This is a genomic window from Pseudoalteromonas sp. OOF1S-7, assembly GCF_022347765.1.
GTDB lineage: Bacteria > Pseudomonadota > Gammaproteobacteria > Enterobacterales > Alteromonadaceae > Pseudoalteromonas.
The window spans coordinates 269,768-285,669 of sequence record NZ_JAKRFZ010000004.1 but is presented as its reverse complement, the minus strand read 5'-3'; the positions used below and the strand labels follow the sequence as shown (position 1 = coordinate 285,669).

At 48.5% G+C, this 15,902-nt stretch carries 9 protein-coding genes; 8 read left to right on the top strand and 1 reads right to left on the bottom strand.

Going from position 1 to position 15,902, the window contains the following annotated elements; translation table 11 throughout:
* Window positions 1-97: 97 nt before the first annotated feature.
* The 4 genes from pheS to MHN33_RS08560 all read left to right on the top strand — a co-directional run bounded on the left by pheS (window position 98) and on the right by MHN33_RS08560 (window position 5,534).
* Window positions 98-1,078 (top strand): phenylalanine--tRNA ligase subunit alpha, encoded by a 981-nt coding sequence (gene pheS / locus MHN33_RS08575; RefSeq protein ID WP_239397572.1) that lies wholly within the window; start codon window positions 98-100, stop codon window positions 1,076-1,078.
* Between the two features lie 13 nt (window positions 1,079-1,091).
* Window positions 1,092-3,479, top strand: a complete 2,388-nt coding sequence (gene pheT / locus MHN33_RS08570; RefSeq protein WP_239397571.1) for a phenylalanine--tRNA ligase subunit beta — start codon at window positions 1,092-1,094, stop codon at window positions 3,477-3,479.
* 2 nt (window positions 3,480-3,481) lie between these two features.
* Window positions 3,482-3,781 (top strand): integration host factor subunit alpha, encoded by a 300-nt coding sequence (gene ihfA / locus MHN33_RS08565; RefSeq protein ID WP_010384797.1) that lies wholly within the window; start codon window positions 3,482-3,484, stop codon window positions 3,779-3,781.
* 169 nt (window positions 3,782-3,950) lie between these two features.
* The gene (locus MHN33_RS08560) at window positions 3,951-5,534 is read left to right on the top strand and encodes an EAL domain-containing protein (protein WP_239397570.1); all 1,584 of its coding nucleotides are present in this window, start codon (window positions 3,951-3,953) and stop codon (window positions 5,532-5,534) included.
* Window positions 5,535-5,590: 56 nt separating this feature from the next.
* Here the strand turns inward: MHN33_RS08560 and MHN33_RS08555 are convergent, their stop codons facing one another.
* Window positions 5,591-7,213, bottom strand: coding sequence for an alpha-glucosidase family protein (locus MHN33_RS08555; protein WP_239397569.1), 1,623 nt, complete (start codon window positions 7,211-7,213; stop codon window positions 5,591-5,593).
* Between the two features lie 730 nt (window positions 7,214-7,943).
* Here MHN33_RS08555 and MHN33_RS08550 point away from each other — a divergent pair.
* From MHN33_RS08550 to MHN33_RS08535, 4 genes are all read left to right on the top strand, one after another.
* Window positions 7,944-10,799, top strand: a complete 2,856-nt coding sequence (locus tag MHN33_RS08550; RefSeq protein WP_239397568.1) for a TonB-dependent receptor — start codon at window positions 7,944-7,946, stop codon at window positions 10,797-10,799.
* Between the two features lie 67 nt (window positions 10,800-10,866).
* On the top strand, window positions 10,867-12,375 hold the full coding sequence (locus MHN33_RS08545) for a tryptophan halogenase family protein (RefSeq protein WP_239397567.1): 1,509 nt from the start codon (window positions 10,867-10,869) through the stop codon (window positions 12,373-12,375).
* 160 nt (window positions 12,376-12,535) lie between these two features.
* Window positions 12,536-14,392, top strand: a complete 1,857-nt coding sequence (locus tag MHN33_RS08540) for an alpha-amylase family glycosyl hydrolase (protein WP_239397662.1) — start codon at window positions 12,536-12,538, stop codon at window positions 14,390-14,392.
* Between the two features lies 1 nt (window position 14,393).
* On the top strand, window positions 14,394-15,884 hold the full coding sequence (locus MHN33_RS08535; RefSeq protein WP_239397566.1) for an MFS transporter: 1,491 nt from the start codon (window positions 14,394-14,396) through the stop codon (window positions 15,882-15,884).
* Window positions 15,885-15,902 lie beyond the last annotated feature (18 nt).

Below are 15,902 nucleotides of genomic sequence, written 5' to 3'. Positions count from 1 at the left end.
GAAAAGCCCCTAATTTGGGCTAGAATCTGCCCCGTTGTTTCAGTTATTATAATCGATTCAATGAAAGGCAAATTACCTCAACAAGATCAGGTATAGAATGAACTTAGAGAATATTTTAGCGCAAGCGCTGGACGCCGTTGCAAACGCGAGCGAAGTTGCGCAACTTGAGGAAGTCAGAGTTAACTACCTTGGTAAAAAAGGTGAGATCACTGGACTACTAAAAACCCTGGGTAAACTGGCACCAGAAGAACGTAAAGAAGCGGGCCAGGTGATTAACCAGGCAAAAAATCAGGTTCAGACCGCGATCAATGACAAACGTGAAGCGCTTGAGCAGGCTGCGCTGGCTCAAAAGCTGGCTGCAGAAACCATCGATGTGACCTTACCAGGGCGCACTATGTCGCAGGGGGGCTTGCACCCGGTAACACGCACCATTGAGCGTATTGAAGCGTTTTTTGGTGAGCTGGGCTTTGCGGTCAAATCAGGCCCGGAAGTAGAAGATGACTTCCATAACTTTGATGCGCTGAATATTCCAGAGCACCATCCTGCGCGCGCCGATCATGACACCTTCTACTTTAACCCTAAGCTGGTACTGAGAACCCAGACAAGTGGTGTGCAGATCCGTACTATGGAGGCTGAACAACCGCCACTGCGTATTATTTCTCCAGGTCGGGTATATCGTAACGATTACGACCAGACACATACGCCAATGTTCCATCAGGTTGAAGGCCTGATGGTAGACACCGACGTGAGCTTCACTGAATTGAAAGGCATTTTGCACGACTTTTTGCGTAACTTTTTCGAAGAAGACATGGAGATCCGTTTCCGTCCGTCTTACTTCCCGTTCACTGAGCCTTCAGCAGAGGTAGACGTGAAAGGCAAAAATGGTAAGTGGTTAGAAGTATTAGGCTGCGGAATGGTACACCCGAATGTACTGCGTTCAGTCGGTATTGACCCCGAGAAATACACCGGTTTTGCCTTTGGTATGGGTGTAGAGCGTCTGACCATGCTGCGCTATGGCGTTAACGACTTGCGTGCTTTCTTCGAAAACGATTTAAAATTCCTAAACCAATTCAGATAAGAGCGATACAACAATGAAATTTAGTGAAAAGTGGTTAAGAGAATGGGTTAATCCTGCGATTGATACCGAGGCTCTATCTGAACAGTTATCAATGGCCGGTCTGGAAGTCGACGGTGTCGATCCGGTTGCGGGTGATTTTGATGGCGTGGTTATTGGGGAAGTGGTTGAGTGTGGCCAGCACCCGGATGCTGACAAGTTACGTGTAACCAAAGTAAACGTTGGCGAAGACGAGCTGCTGGACATCGTCTGTGGTGCAGCAAACTGCCGTGCGGGCCTGAAAGTCGCTGTGGCCAAAGTCGGTGCAGTTTTGCCAGGCGGCTTTAAGATCAAAAAAGCAAAATTACGCGGTCAGCCTTCACACGGCATGCTGTGTGCGTTTGAAGAGCTGGGCATGGCAGAAAGCTCAGATGGTATTTTAGAGCTACCAGCTGATGCACAAATTGGTCAAAACATCCGCGAATACTTCAACCTTGACGATGTCACTATCGACGTAGACTTAACTGCAAACCGCAGTGATTGTCTTGGCATTAAAGGCCTTGCGCGCGAAGTCGGCGTATTAAATGGTATTGATGTCAATGAGCTGGCTATCCCGGCTGTTGAACCTAGCATTGATGACAAGATTGAGATTGAACTGGTTAACAGTCAGGCCTGTCCTCGTTATCTTGGCCGTGTGGTTAAGGGCATCAACCTGGATGCAACCACGCCACTTTGGATGGTTGAAAAGCTGCGTCGTTCGGGCATTCGCTCAATCGATCCGGTTGTTGATATTACCAACTATGTGTTGCTGGAGCTGGGCCACCCAATGCATGCCTTCGATTTGAATGCTATTGAGGGGGGCATTAAAGTACGCAGCGCAGCAGAAAACGAAGAACTGGTATTGCTGGATGGCAATACAGCCAAGCTGAAACCAACTACGCTGGTCATTGCCGATCACAACAGAGCGTTGGCAATTGCGGGGATCTTCGGCGGTGAAAACTCAGGGGTCAAAGAAGGTACTACGGACATCTTGCTTGAAAGTGCATTCTTCAACCCGCTGGCGATCGCCGGCCAGGCACGTAGCTATGGCTTACATACTGATGCGTCACACCGCTACGAGCGTGGGGTAGATTACCAGCTGCAGCATGATGCAATGGAGCGCGCAACGGCGTTGCTACTTGAAATTGCAGGCGGACAGGCAGGCCCTGTGGTAGAAGCTGTGTCAGAGACGGACCTGCCAGAAGCCAAATCAGTGACGCTTCGTCGTGCACGTCTTGATCGTGTTATCGGTTACCATATTGAAGACAATAAAGTAACAGACATTTTGACGCGTTTGGGTCTGGATGTGACATTCGCCAACGACAGCTGGACAGCCACAGTGCCAAGCTACCGCTTCGATATCAGCATTGAAGAAGATCTGATTGAAGAAGTTGCACGCGTGTTTGGTTACAACAATATTCCAAACGTTGCCCCAACGGCCGCTTTAAAAATGACTGATCATCAGGAAGCACATCTCCCTGTGTCTCGCCTGCGTAACGAACTGGTTGCACGTGGTTATCAGGAAGCCATTACCTACAGCTTTGTCGATCCGAAGAAACAACAGTTGTTACACCCGGACAGCGATGCACTGGTATTGCCTCATCCAATCTCAGTAGAAATGTCGGCGATGCGCGTCAGCCTGATGCCCGGACTGCTGAATGCGGTGGCATATAACCAGAACCGTCAGCAGTCGCGGATCCGTTTGTTTGAACATGGCCTGAAGTTTATTAAAGACGAAACTGCTGAAAATGGTGTTCGTCAGAGTCCGGTCATTGGCGGCGTCGTCTATGGTAATACGCACAATGAACACTGGGGTATTGCGAGCCGTAAAACAGACTTCTTTGATGTCAAAGGGGACGTTGAAGCATTACTGGCTTTGTGTAACGATAAAGCGCGTTTCAGTTTTAAAGCACAGGTCTGTGATGGGCTACACCCAGGCCAGTCAGCGGCAATTTATGCCAATGGTGAGCGAGTCGGCTTTATTGGTGCGGTCCATCCGCAGCTGCAAAAGTCATTGGATCTGAATGAAACAGCGTATGTTTTTGAAGTTGAAACAGCGGCAATTGCGCAGCGACAGCTTCCAGAAGCCGTCAGTGTCTCGAAATTCCCGTCAAATCGCCGTGATATTGCTATTTTAGTTGCAGATGATGTAAAAATAGGCGATATTTTAGAAAGCATTGAGAAAGTTGGCGGAAATCAATTAGTTGACCTAAACTTATTCGATGTGTATAAGGGCAAAGGTATTGAGCCTGGTTATAAGAGTTTAGCCATTGCTCTAACACTGCAAGCCGTTGATAGAACGCTCGAGGAGAAAGACATCAACGACACTGTAGAAATCGTGGTGGCCGAATTGGCCAAACAATTTAATGCATCGTTGAGGGACTAGATATGGCGCTTACTAAAGCCGACATAGCTGAACACCTATTTGAGAAATTGGGGATAAATAAAAAGGATGCCAAAGACTTAGTTGAAGCGTTTTTTGAAGAAATCCGCTCAGCGCTGGAAAGTGGAGAGCAGGTAAAGCTGTCCGGTTTTGGTAACTTCGATCTGCGCGATAAGAAAGAACGCCCAGGTCGTAATCCTAAAACTGGTGAAGACATTCCCATCTCAGCACGTCGCGTTGTAACTTTCAGACCTGGTCAAAAGTTAAAAACACGTGTAGAAGTAGGAACCAGTAAAAACCTGTGATCACACAGGAGGACTATGCTGATACTACAGGAAGTCTATTTCCTGGGTAGCATGTAGGCAACCTGTCTGATAACTAAGAGACCCTGGCGTGAGCCGGGGTTTCTTGTAATAAAAACTTCATTTAGCTGTTTTACCATCTGGCCTTTGTATTTGAGTTTAGAGTGCGAAGTTGAATCAGGGTAATCACTCCTTAACTGATCGTATAAAAAATATCACTGTAGCCTGGCTAATTAGTTCCTTACTGTTTGGTTTACTGGCGATTTTTGTTTATGTTCAGCAAAAAGATGCCGCTAAGCAATCTGTGCAAGCCGCTTCTCAATTGATTAGGCTAGAGCTGGACAGTCAGCTGCGTAACATCGATCTCTTTCTCCAGCAGGCTGAGCGGCTTAATCAGGCATGTGATGCCCATACAATCTCTTTGATGCGAGAGCAGGTGTTTGTTAATCCGGCATTGAGTGAGATTGGCATTGTTGATAAGTATGGCCGTTTGCTGTGTAACTCTTTCGGTCGTCTGGAACCTGCTGTGCAAACTACCGAACCCATTAAGCAACCCGGGCTCAGGTATCATGGCCCTATTATTACTGACTTTCTGCAAGTGCCTGCGTTTGTCCTGGCGCGTACGCGCAGCGATGGTTATGAGGTTAATGCGTTACTGCCAACCAGCTGGCTGAGCGATACACTGGATATTACGCGGCACAAAAACCTGGCGTTTATCGCATTGCTTGACGGCGAATCCGGAGTGCCTATTTTCCTGCGTGGTAAGTACACTTTGCCGCTGGGCGAGAGGCTGTTTCCGATGCATGATGAGACTGAGTTTGAAGGGCGCTTTGATGATGGGACGCAAAAGTATATTTTTGCTCACCCACTGGCTGCTTTGCCTCAACTGACCATTATGGTTGCCAGCGATGCGAAACAGTTATCTGTCATTAAGCCGGTATGGCTGCTAACTTTGTTGCTGCTCTATTGCGCTTCATTGGTGGGGCTAACTATGTTGTTAAACCACTATGACCGTCGGGTACTGAGTAGTCGGGCGCTCTTGCTGGGCGCGATAAGCAGGCAGGAGCTGTTTAACGTCTATCAACCCTTAGTCGATGCTACCACCCGCGAGGTTGTAGGGGTAGAGGTGTTGATCCGTTGGCAACATCCGGTGGAGGGAGAGCTTAGTCCTGCCTATTTTATTCCTGAAGCAGAGCGGGATGGGAGTATCCTGGACTTGTCTGTCTATCAGATTGAGAAGGCGCTTAATGAACTGCGCACAATTGTGCAAAGCAGGGCAAACTTTAAAGTGTCGTTCAACGTAAATGGCTACCTATTGACCTGTCCGGATTATCTTCAGAAGCTACATCAAGCTAATGAGCTTATCCCGCAGCTGACGATAGAGCTGACCGAACGCGACGTGCTATCTCAGGCACAAATACACTCGGTATTGCAGTCACTGGTTGAGCAGGGCGTTGAGATAGCGATAGACGATTTCGGGACGGGCTACAGCGGGCTGCACTATTTACAGAGTTTCCCCATTGATCTGCTGAAAATTGACCAAACCTTTGTTGCATCTATAGGCATGGACAACCTGCAATCTCCCGTACTCAACGCCGTGATAGAAATGGCCAATAAGCTCGATAAAAAACTGATTGCAGAAGGGGTGGAGACCGCGCATCAGGCCGAATATTTATCCCGGCAGGGGGTCACAATTCATCAGGGCTGGTATTATTACAAGGCGATGCCCATTCACGATCTGAAGCAAATTTGCTAAATGACTTCATGTGTGGACGGTAAAAAGCCCCGATGTCGGGGCTTTTGTTCAAGGGATTACAATGAAGCAAAGTAGCAGCCAAATCCGGGCAGGGATAGTTGGCCGTCTTCATAGTGACCATTATGGTGAACAATTTCCAGGTGCTGAGCATGCTCTGCAAGTGCTAACGCCAATTGTGCAGGCTGTTCGCTGAGGTTAAAAGCGCACAGTAAAGTCTTACCCTGGTGACGGCGATAAAATGCCAGCACCGGTTCCGGGGTATCAATAAACTCAATATCACCGACCTGAAGTTCAGGCATCGTATTACGCCAGGCCATAAACGCCTGATAGCGATTTAGTACTGAGTCCGCCGCGTCGGCTTGCTCAGAGACCGCGCGAAGCTGATGCGCTGGCGAAACCGGCAGCCAGGGCTCGCTTTCTGTGAAACCGGCATGTCCCAGCTGAGTAGCCCATGGCATCGGCGTCCGACAGCCGTCACGACCTTTAAAATTAGGCCAGAAAGTGATGCCGTAGGGGTCTTGTAAGTCTTCAAATGCAACATCCGCTTCGCCCAGGCCCAACTCTTCGCCCTGATACATGCATACACTGCCACGTAAAGAGCCGAGTAAAGCGGTGAGCATACTTGCCTGACGATCATCGACCGTTTTACCATCTTTAGACCAGCGACTCGCAACGCGCTCAACGTCGTGATTACTGAATGCCCAGCACGGCCAGCCTTCGGTCATGACCGCTTCAAGACGCGATACGGTTTCACGGATATAACTTGCACTGTAGTCTTTAGTCAGTAACTCAAAGCTGTAGCCCATGTGCAGTTTGTCGCCGCCAGAAGTGTATTCTGCCATGGTCTGAAGAGAATCTTCTGATGAAATCTCGCCCAGACTCACAGTACCCGGGTAACGATCGAGTAGAGCACGGACCTCGGCCATGAAGTCAAGGTTCTCTGGCTGGGTGTTGTTGTAATAATGGTACTGAAACGCATAAGGGTTGTCTTCGCTAAAGCCGCGGCCCTGGCGTAATTCCTTCGGTTTAGCCGGGTTATCTCGTAACTGCTGATCATGAAAACAGAAGTTAATGGCATCAAGACGGAATCCGTCGACGCCTTTTTTCAGCCAGAACTCCACATTATCCAGCACAGCCTGACGTACGTCAGGGTTATGGAAGTTCAAGTCCGGTTGCTCGGTCAGGAAGTTGTGCAAATAGTACTGACAACGGCGCGAGTCCCATTGCCAGGCAACTCCACCAAAAATAGACAGCCAGTTATTCGGCGGGCTGCCGTCAGGTTTTGCGTCTGCCCAGACATACCAGTCGGCCTTAGGGTTATCCTGGCTGATACGGCTTTCGCTGAACCAGGGATGCTCATCCGACGTATGACTAAGTACCTGATCAATAATGATCTTAATATCGCGTTGATGCGCTTTATCAATCAGCTCGTCAAAGTCATCCAGGTTACCAAACATAGGGTCGATATCGCGATAGTCGCTGATATCATAGCCAAAGTCCTTCATTGGTGACTTAAAAAAGGGTGAAATCCAGATGGCATCCACGCCAAGCGACTTGATATAGTCGAGCTTGCTAATGATCCCCTGAATATCGCCAATTCCATCATTATTGGTGTCACAAAAGCTGCGAGGGTAAACCTGATAGATTACCGCGCCTTTCCACCATTCTTTTTTAGCCATGCACATTCTCCTGCGCCGTGCAGCCGGGTTGTCGTATATCAAAATCTGCCTCTGAAGTCATTTCGCTACACTGTTTTTAGTGGCTCAATAACTGTAGTCAACTCAGACGGGGAGAGGTCAGATTTTTAAGTAAGCTGGATACGCCAACACTCATAATTAACAATGGCGAAAAGCATACGGCATGCGCTGATATGAGTAAAAAGCCTGCATACGTATGCAGCATAATTAGTTGCGATAGAATTAATATACATAGGTCACTGCAAACTTGTCGGGGCTGTTTACCAATATGTGTTTCTGTCTCACTTGGCCTTTCTCTATCTATGTTACCGTTAGATTAATTGGTAATACCAATTTCCAAGTGAGTCGGTTACTTAAAAAATGGAAGAATTTTTTCGGCACTTACACTGGCAGATATTTGATTTTCGTTAACACTTAGTAAATTCAAGTGAAATTGCATACTCGATGACTGCGCTTGGATTGTTGCGATAACATTTATAAAAGTAACAGTGGGTTAGCTCCATGATGGGTGAATGTTCTGTGAACAAAATGAAAGGGGACTTGCGTTGAATACGTATGCATAAAGTTGTTTGCACGTTGAACGCAGCGCTACTATTGCCGCTGACAACAAAATTACCGCCTTTATAAATCGTTGTAGCGCTCCACGGTACACCGTGTGACGAATTAACAAACAACTAGGCGTCATAAAAATGGTTAATTGGGATAAAACACTATGTCTATGTTCAAACCAAGCATGCTAACAGTTGCGCTTATGGCCGCTGGCGTTAGCCACTTTTCGGTCGTTGCAGAAGAAGAGAAAGCAGTAAAGCAAGAAGACGTTGAAGTGATTGAGGTACGTGGTATCTCTCGCAGTATCATCGCGTCAATCGATAAAAAGCGTTACAGCGACACTGTAGCAGAAGTCGTTGATGCCGGTGACCTGGCATCTCTGCCCGATGTTTCCATTGCAGACTCCCTGAGCCGTTTGCCAGGCGTTACAGCGGTACGCGCAAGTGGTCAGTCATCTCAGCTGAATATCCGTGGTATGAATGGTGACTTTATTCAGACCACACTCAATGGCCGTGAACAGGCCAGCACCAGTGGTTACACCGCAGGTAGTCGCTGGATTTCATTTGATCAGTATCCATCGGAGCTTATCAATCAGGCTGCGGTATACAAGTCGCCAAAAGCCTCTTTGGTAGAAGGTGGCGTTGCAGCAACGGTTGAACTGAAAACTGCAAACCCGCTTGAGGCAAAAGAGCAGCACAACTTCAACTCATCAGTTCGTTATTCATACAATGATGCGGCATCAGATGTCGGCGCCGATTCAAGTGGTGAGCGGATCAGTTTCTCTTATCAGGGTAAATTCCTCGATGAGACTTTAGGTTTTGGTATTGGTGCGGCGTTTCTAAACCAGCCTAATAATGCGATTGATATTTCCGCACATGCTCCAAAACGTTCACAAGACTTTGATGGCGACGGAACAGAAGAGCGCTCCGTTAATGGCTATCAGGTCCGTTCTGCGAAAGGAGCTGACGAGCGTCTGGGTCTTATGAGTACGTTGGTTTACCAGCCTACAGACGCCTTAAAAGTTCAGTTTGATTATTTCCGTTCTGAGTTTGAATCTGAAGATCGTAAAAGTGGTTTGAACATCGAGGGATTCGATAAGGACCTAGGCTCGCTATATACACTTAACAACGCAGTAGTAAAAGATGGCTTCTTAGTCGCCGGTGATGTGGTCATCACAGACTCCAAAGGCCCTTGGGTTGAGATGCGTTCTGAAGATCAGTCTACCGACTCTACCACAGATAGTTTTGGACTAGATCTGGAGTATGTGACCGACAAGTGGGAACTTAGGTTAGACTTTGCACACAGTGAAGGTGAGAAAACGCGCCGTGATATGATTGCATCCATGCATGCCTACGAATTCGGTAATGCAACAGTCGACGGTACCTTGGTTGAAACGTGGCAGGAAATGCGCAACCAAAGTTTTTCTTTTGCCCAGCAAGAGAAAAAGTCGCCACTGCTGACACTTGGTAACAGCTATACAGATCTGTCTAACATGCGTTTGGGTGACTGGGAGCAGTTCCCGCATAAGTACACAGATACGTTAGATAGTTTTAAAGTAGACTTTAAATATCATGTAGAAGTTGGCTTTATCTCGTCTATCGAAGTGGGCGCACGCTGGTCTGATCGTGAGTTTACCGATCAACGCTCTACTTTCCGTTGGGGAGCCCGAGAAGGTCAGAACGGCTATAAAATGCCAGATGGTACAATTGTGACAAACAAAGGGTGTGAGTTTAATCATCAAAACCATGCCTGTGTACCTCATTCTTTAGATGGGTTTGTAACCGTTGAGCACACGCGTGGTTTTGATTACCTGGAGCTGGACCTGGTAGGTATCGCAAATGAGGTATTTGGACCGGGCAATTACAATGCTCAGCAAACCTGGGAGCATAACTGGACGTTGATTGAAAGTGGTGCGGTAAAAGAAGAAGTATTAGCAGGCTACGTAATGGCTAATATTGATACTGAACTAGGCGATATTCCGGTTACAGGTAATTTTGGTGTCCGAGTTGTCAGAACTGATACCAAGTCTGTCGGTATTCAGCAAATCCAGGGGGATGAAGTCGGCGACAAGATCGTTGATGATAACGGCGTAGAACGTAATGACTATCGACATGTAGAATATGGTCCGGAGTACACAGATACACTGCCATCTTTGAACCTTAATTTTAGGGTGAGCGACACGGATCAGGTGCGCTTTGCAGCAGCAAAAGTGATCGGTCGTCCTCCGGTCTACCAACTGCGAGGTGGAGCAGGTTCATGGGCTGATACGGCGAATGACGGTACCAGTCCTCGCTATAATGTATGGTCAAAAGGTAATCCGAATCTGGATCCGTTCCGTGCAACACAGTTTGACCTTTCCTACGAGCGTTATTTTGAAGATGGCGGTGCGTTTGTGGCTGCAATCTTTTGGAAAGATATTGACTCGCTGATTGAAAGCGTTACCTATAACGAAGGTGATATTGACTGGGCTTCTATCGGTCTTGAGGTACCTGAAGGGTTTGTAGCAGGTCAATACCAGACAACCCGAAACAACGACAACGGTGGTTACATCCGTGGCGTCGAGCTGGCGTACACCACTATGTTTGATAACTTGCCAGGTATTTTCTCGGGCTTAGGCTTTAATACCAATTACTCTTATACAGAAAGTGAAGCGAGTGTTGATGGCGGGGCTAATTTCGAAAACTTGGCCCTGGCGCTGCCTGGCTTATCTAAAAATGTCTGGAGTGCCACGATTTTCTGGACTATTGATGCCTTCACAACACATCTGAATGTACGCTATCGTGATGAATACGTCTATGAAGGCGCTACACCAGGTGGTGCTGCATTTGCGATGGCAGATGAGTACATTGTGGTTGACTGGCAGGGTACCTATGATTTCGAGAATGGCCTGCAAGCTGTTCTGCAAATCAATAACCTGACTAACGAGCCTAATACCACGCACTACGGTACAGCACTGAGCACGGGCGAGTACAAAGAGTTCGGTCGTCAGTATTTCTTAGGGTTTAACTATAGCTTCTAAATCCTGAGAGCTACTGTGATATAAAGCCACCAGTTTTCTGGTGGCTTTGTTTTATGAGGTGAAAATGATGAATAAAAAGAGAATCGTTATTTTAGGTGGTGGTACCGCCGGATGGATGGCGGCCAACCTGATGGCAAAAAGCTGGCAGGGCGAGCCGATTGAGATTGCCCTGGTCGAATCGCCGGATATCGGCATCATTGGCGTAGGCGAGGGCTCCACCCCCCAGTTTAAGGGCTTTATGGACTTTATGGGGATCAGTGAAGCGCAGTGGATGCCAGCGTGTAACGCAACCTATAAAAACGGCATTCGCTTTATTGACTGGTCAACGCGCCCCGGCTTTAGTAGCTACTTTCATCCTTTTCCCTCACAGCCCGACGATTATTCCGCACCTGCCTTCTTTCACAACAGCTTTGTACGAAGAAAAGCGATTGATGTAGCAGGCCACCCGGACCCATTTTTCCTTACTACTTATCTGGCAGAGCAGGCTAAAGCGCCAATCGCTGCGCATCATTTTCCGTTTGAAATTAACTATGGCTATCATTTCGATGCCGGTAAACTTGGGCTCTTCTTAGCTAAAACAGCCCGCGATTTAGGTGTAGAGCATATTCAGGCCAATGTCAGTGATGTGCGTAAACACCCCGATGGTGATATTGCGGCCCTGATCTGTGAAGCAGGCATGGAAGTCACCGGAGATGTCTTTATTGATTGCTCCGGCTTTCGCAGCCTATTGATGCAGCAGCACTTAGAAGTCGGCTTTGATTCCTTTGCCAATAATTTGTTTAACGACGCCGCAGTGGTGTTGCCAACCGAGCAGGGCGAGGTGGTTTCGTCTGAGACTCAATCAATTGCCCGAAAATTTGGCTGGAGCTGGCATATCCCGCTGACCAACCGCATTGGGAACGGCTATGTTTACAGCCGACGTTATTGCGATCCGGATAAAGCTGAGACCGAATTACGCGCCGCGCTGGGGTTGCTGGACAGTGAGGTTGAAGCGCGTCATTTAACCATGAAGGTGGGGCAGGTTAAAAAGCACTGGCATAAGAATTGTCTTGCTATTGGACTGTCACAAGGGTTTATTGAGCCGCTGGAAGCAACGGCGCTTCATATTGTTCAGGAAACCGTTCAAAGCTTTATTGAATGCTATCAGGAAGGTGAGTTCACCGATAAGTTCAAAACCAGACACAACCAGTCACTCGATGCTCGTTATCAGGCGATCCGAGATTATATTGTGGCGCATTACCGTGTAAACAGCAGAGCCGATACGCAATACTGGCGCGATAACGCGAACAACAATCAGCTCTCGCGTTCTTTGTATGACGTATTACAAACCTGGGTGTCGGGCAAAAACTTATCGGATGAATTACATCGTCAGGATATCGACAAATATTATCCATCCGTAAGCTGGCACTGTTTACTTGCCGGTTACGGCATTTATCCGGAGCAGTCTCAATTGATTGCAGGTAATGAGGAGGCGAACAAGTACGATTTATCACAGATCCAGGACTACATTGCCCGGTGTGGACTAAATTTTGATGACCATCGTGTGCAACTTGAGCGATTAGCCCAAAAGCGATAAATCGACGAACTATGCCTTTGAGCGGTGTTTACATCTGAGCACTAAGAATATTGAACATGACGCGCGGATGAATAGGAGCTCTGAATACGTATGCAGGCGGTTCACCCGTGATTATCAAGTCAGTAGACTCATTTAAAATACTAAAAATGACAACATTATGATGACAATAAAACCGCTGGTGATTGCCCTTGGACTGATCACCGGCTCTGTGGTACTAAGTGCCTGCAACAGTACTAACGACAACAAGACAGCAATCACCGGCACTCAGAGCCTGGCAGCGCAGCACAGCGATGCAAAGCCGGTTGTTTATCAGGTTTTTACCCGCCTGTTTGGTAACACCAATAGCAACAATATTCCCTGGGGCACAAAAGCGCAAAATGGCGTAGGCAAGTTTGCTGACTTTACCCCCAAAGCCCTGTCTGAAATCAAAGCCATGGGCGTGAGCCACGTCTGGTATACCGGGGTATTGCACCATGGTTTGGTGGGGGATTACACCGAGTACGGGATAGCCCTGGATGACCCGGATGTGGTTAAAGGCCGTGCGGGCTCACCCTATGCTGTAAAAGACTATTACAACGTCAATCCGGATCTGGCTGTTGACCCGGCAAACAGGCTGGCTGAATTTGAAGCCCTGATCGCCCGTACCCATGAAGCCGGGATGAAAGTGGTGATTGACATAGTGCCCAATCACGTTGCCCGAAATTATCAATCGCTCAGCGCACCACAAGGTGTCAGCGACTTCGGCGCGAATGACGATACTTCAGTGACCTACGCCCGTGATAACAACTTTTACTATGTCACCGGCGAAGCCTTTAGCGTGCCAGACTCCCAAGACTATCAGGTACTTGGCGGCGAGCCACACCCGCTTGCCGATGGCCAGTTCAGTGAAAGCCCGGCCAAATGGACCGGCAACGGCGCACGCGCCGCGCAGCCCCATATTCATGACTGGTATGAAACCGTAAAGGTCAACTATGGTGTTAAGCCCGATGGCAGCTACGATTTTGCCACCTTACCGGCGCAGTACGCCCAGCTTGATTACCGTGCTCACTATGCATTCTGGCAGGATAAAAAACTGCCCGACAGCTGGTATAAGTTCCGCGATATCACCTATTACTGGCTGGACAAGGGCGTAGATGGCTTCCGTTATGATATGGCCGAGATGGTGCCCGTTGAATTCTGGAGCTTTCTCAATGCGTCTATCAAGATGAAAAACCCCGACGCCTTCTTGCTTGCCGAGGTGTATAACCCAACGCTTTACCGTGCTTACATTGAGCAGGGCAAGATGGACTTCCTCTACGACAAAGTGGGCTTATACGACTCGCTCAAGGCGCTGATGCAGGGTAAAGGCACGGCGCAGCAAGTGCTGGATGTACATGCCAGCGTTCAGGATATTGCACCGCACATGCTGCACTTTTTAGAGAACCACGATGAGCAGCGCATTGCCAGCCCACAGTTTGCAGGCGATGCCAATAAAGGCAAACCAGCCATGGTGGTGAGTCACTTGATCAGTCAGTCACCAACCTTATTGTATTTTGCGCAGAGCGTGGGTGAAGACGGTTCAGAAATGGCCGGGTTCGGCAAACCCAGCCGTACCAGTATCTTTGATTACATCGGTGTACCTGCCCATCAGGCCTGGATGAACCAGGGTAAGTTTGATGGTGCTTTGCTGAGTAAAGAGCAAAAAGCGCTGCGTGCTTATTATCAAAAACTGATGAACATGGCCTCATTCAGTGCGATAGCGCAGGGCGAGCTAGTCTCGACACCCGTCACAACGCGCGACGGTCAGTCTGCAACCAAAGTGATTGGGTTTGCCCGTCAGAGCGATTCACAACGTCTGGTTGTGGTCAGTAACTTTGATGCAGACGCTCCTCAAACTGTCTCTGTCACTTTGCCAGCTGGCTGGCAGGGTAAAGCGATTGACAGACTGGAACAACATGGACAGGTTGCGCTTAACAATAATCAGCTGACAGTCACCCTGGCACCGCTGGCCAGTGCCGTCTTTGAACTAGAGAATTAATATGCAAAAACAAAAACCACAACTGAGCTTCTGGCAGATCTGGAACATGTGCTTTGGCTTTCTGGGGATCCAGTTTGGCTTTGCACTGCAAAACGGTAATGTCAGCCGGATCTTTCAGACGCTGGGCGCCAAAGTCGATGATATACCCATTCTCTGGGTTGCCGCCCCATTAACGGGCTTGATTGTACAGCCAATCATTGGTTACTGGAGTGACCGCACCTGGGGCAAGCTGGGCCGCAGACGACCTTTCTTTTTGTATGGTGCTATTCTGACCACCTTGTCGTTATTCTTTATGCCGAACTCTCCCACACTCTGGATTGCGGCGGGTATGCTGTGGATCATGGATGCGTCAATCAACGTCACCATGGAGCCATTTCGCGCACTGGTGGGTGACAATCTCAACGAAAAGCAGCGCGCCAATGGCTATGCGATGCAGAGCTTCTTTATTGGTGTAGGTGCCGTGGTTGCGTCGGCTTTGCCCTGGATGATGACTAACTGGTTTGGGATCAGCAATACCGCTGAAGCGGGTCAGATCCCAGAGTCTGTTAAGTATGCTTTCTATTTCGGTGGTGTGGTGCTGTTTCTGGCGGTGGGCTGGACCATCCTAAGAACCAAAGAGTACACGCCACAGCAGCTGGCGGAGTTTGCCGGTGAAGCAGTTGAAACGCAAACCAGTCAAAGCTATCAGGTGATCAACTATGCGCGCGCAGCACTGATTTCTGGCGTGATTGGCGGGGGGATCCTGGCTGCTGTGATTGGGCTGCAACTGGAAAAAGAGCTGTATCTGCTGAGCGGATTGTTTTTATCCTTTACGTTGGTTCTGTTAATAGCTGGCTACCTGCAGCAGCGCGGCAGCACCTCTGGTGGCTTTTATAACGTTATCTACGATGTCTTTACTATGCCCGGCACCATGCGCCAGCTTGCCGTGGTGCAATTCTTTAGCTGGTTTGCCTTGTTTGCTATGTGGATCTATACCACCTCGGCAGTCACCAGTTTTCACTATGGCACGACCGAAGTAACCAGCAAAGCCTATAACGATGGGGCCGACTGGGTGGGTGTGCTGTTTGCCGCCTACAACGGTTTTGCCGCTCTGGCTGCTGTGTGTATCCCTGTGATGGTGAATCGCCTGGGCATGCGTGGCGCACACTGCATTAACTTACTGATGGGCGCAGGCGCATTATTGAGCTTTAAAATGATAGCTGATCCGAGCCTGCTTTGGCTGCCTATGATTGGGATTGGCTTTGCGTGGGCGTCTATTTTGTCGCTGCCTTACGCCATGCTGAGTAATTCGTTGCCAGCTCATAAAATGGGCGTCTTTATGGGGATCTTTAACTTCTTTATCGTGATCCCGCAGCTGATGGCCGCCAGTGTACTTGGCCTGATCCTGAGAAACCTATTTGATAATCAACCGATTTTTGCATTAGTGGTTGGTGGTGTGTCGTTCCTGCTCGCAGCGGTTGCTGTGATGCGGGTGAAAATCGAACAAGAATAACACCACCCAAGGAGACTT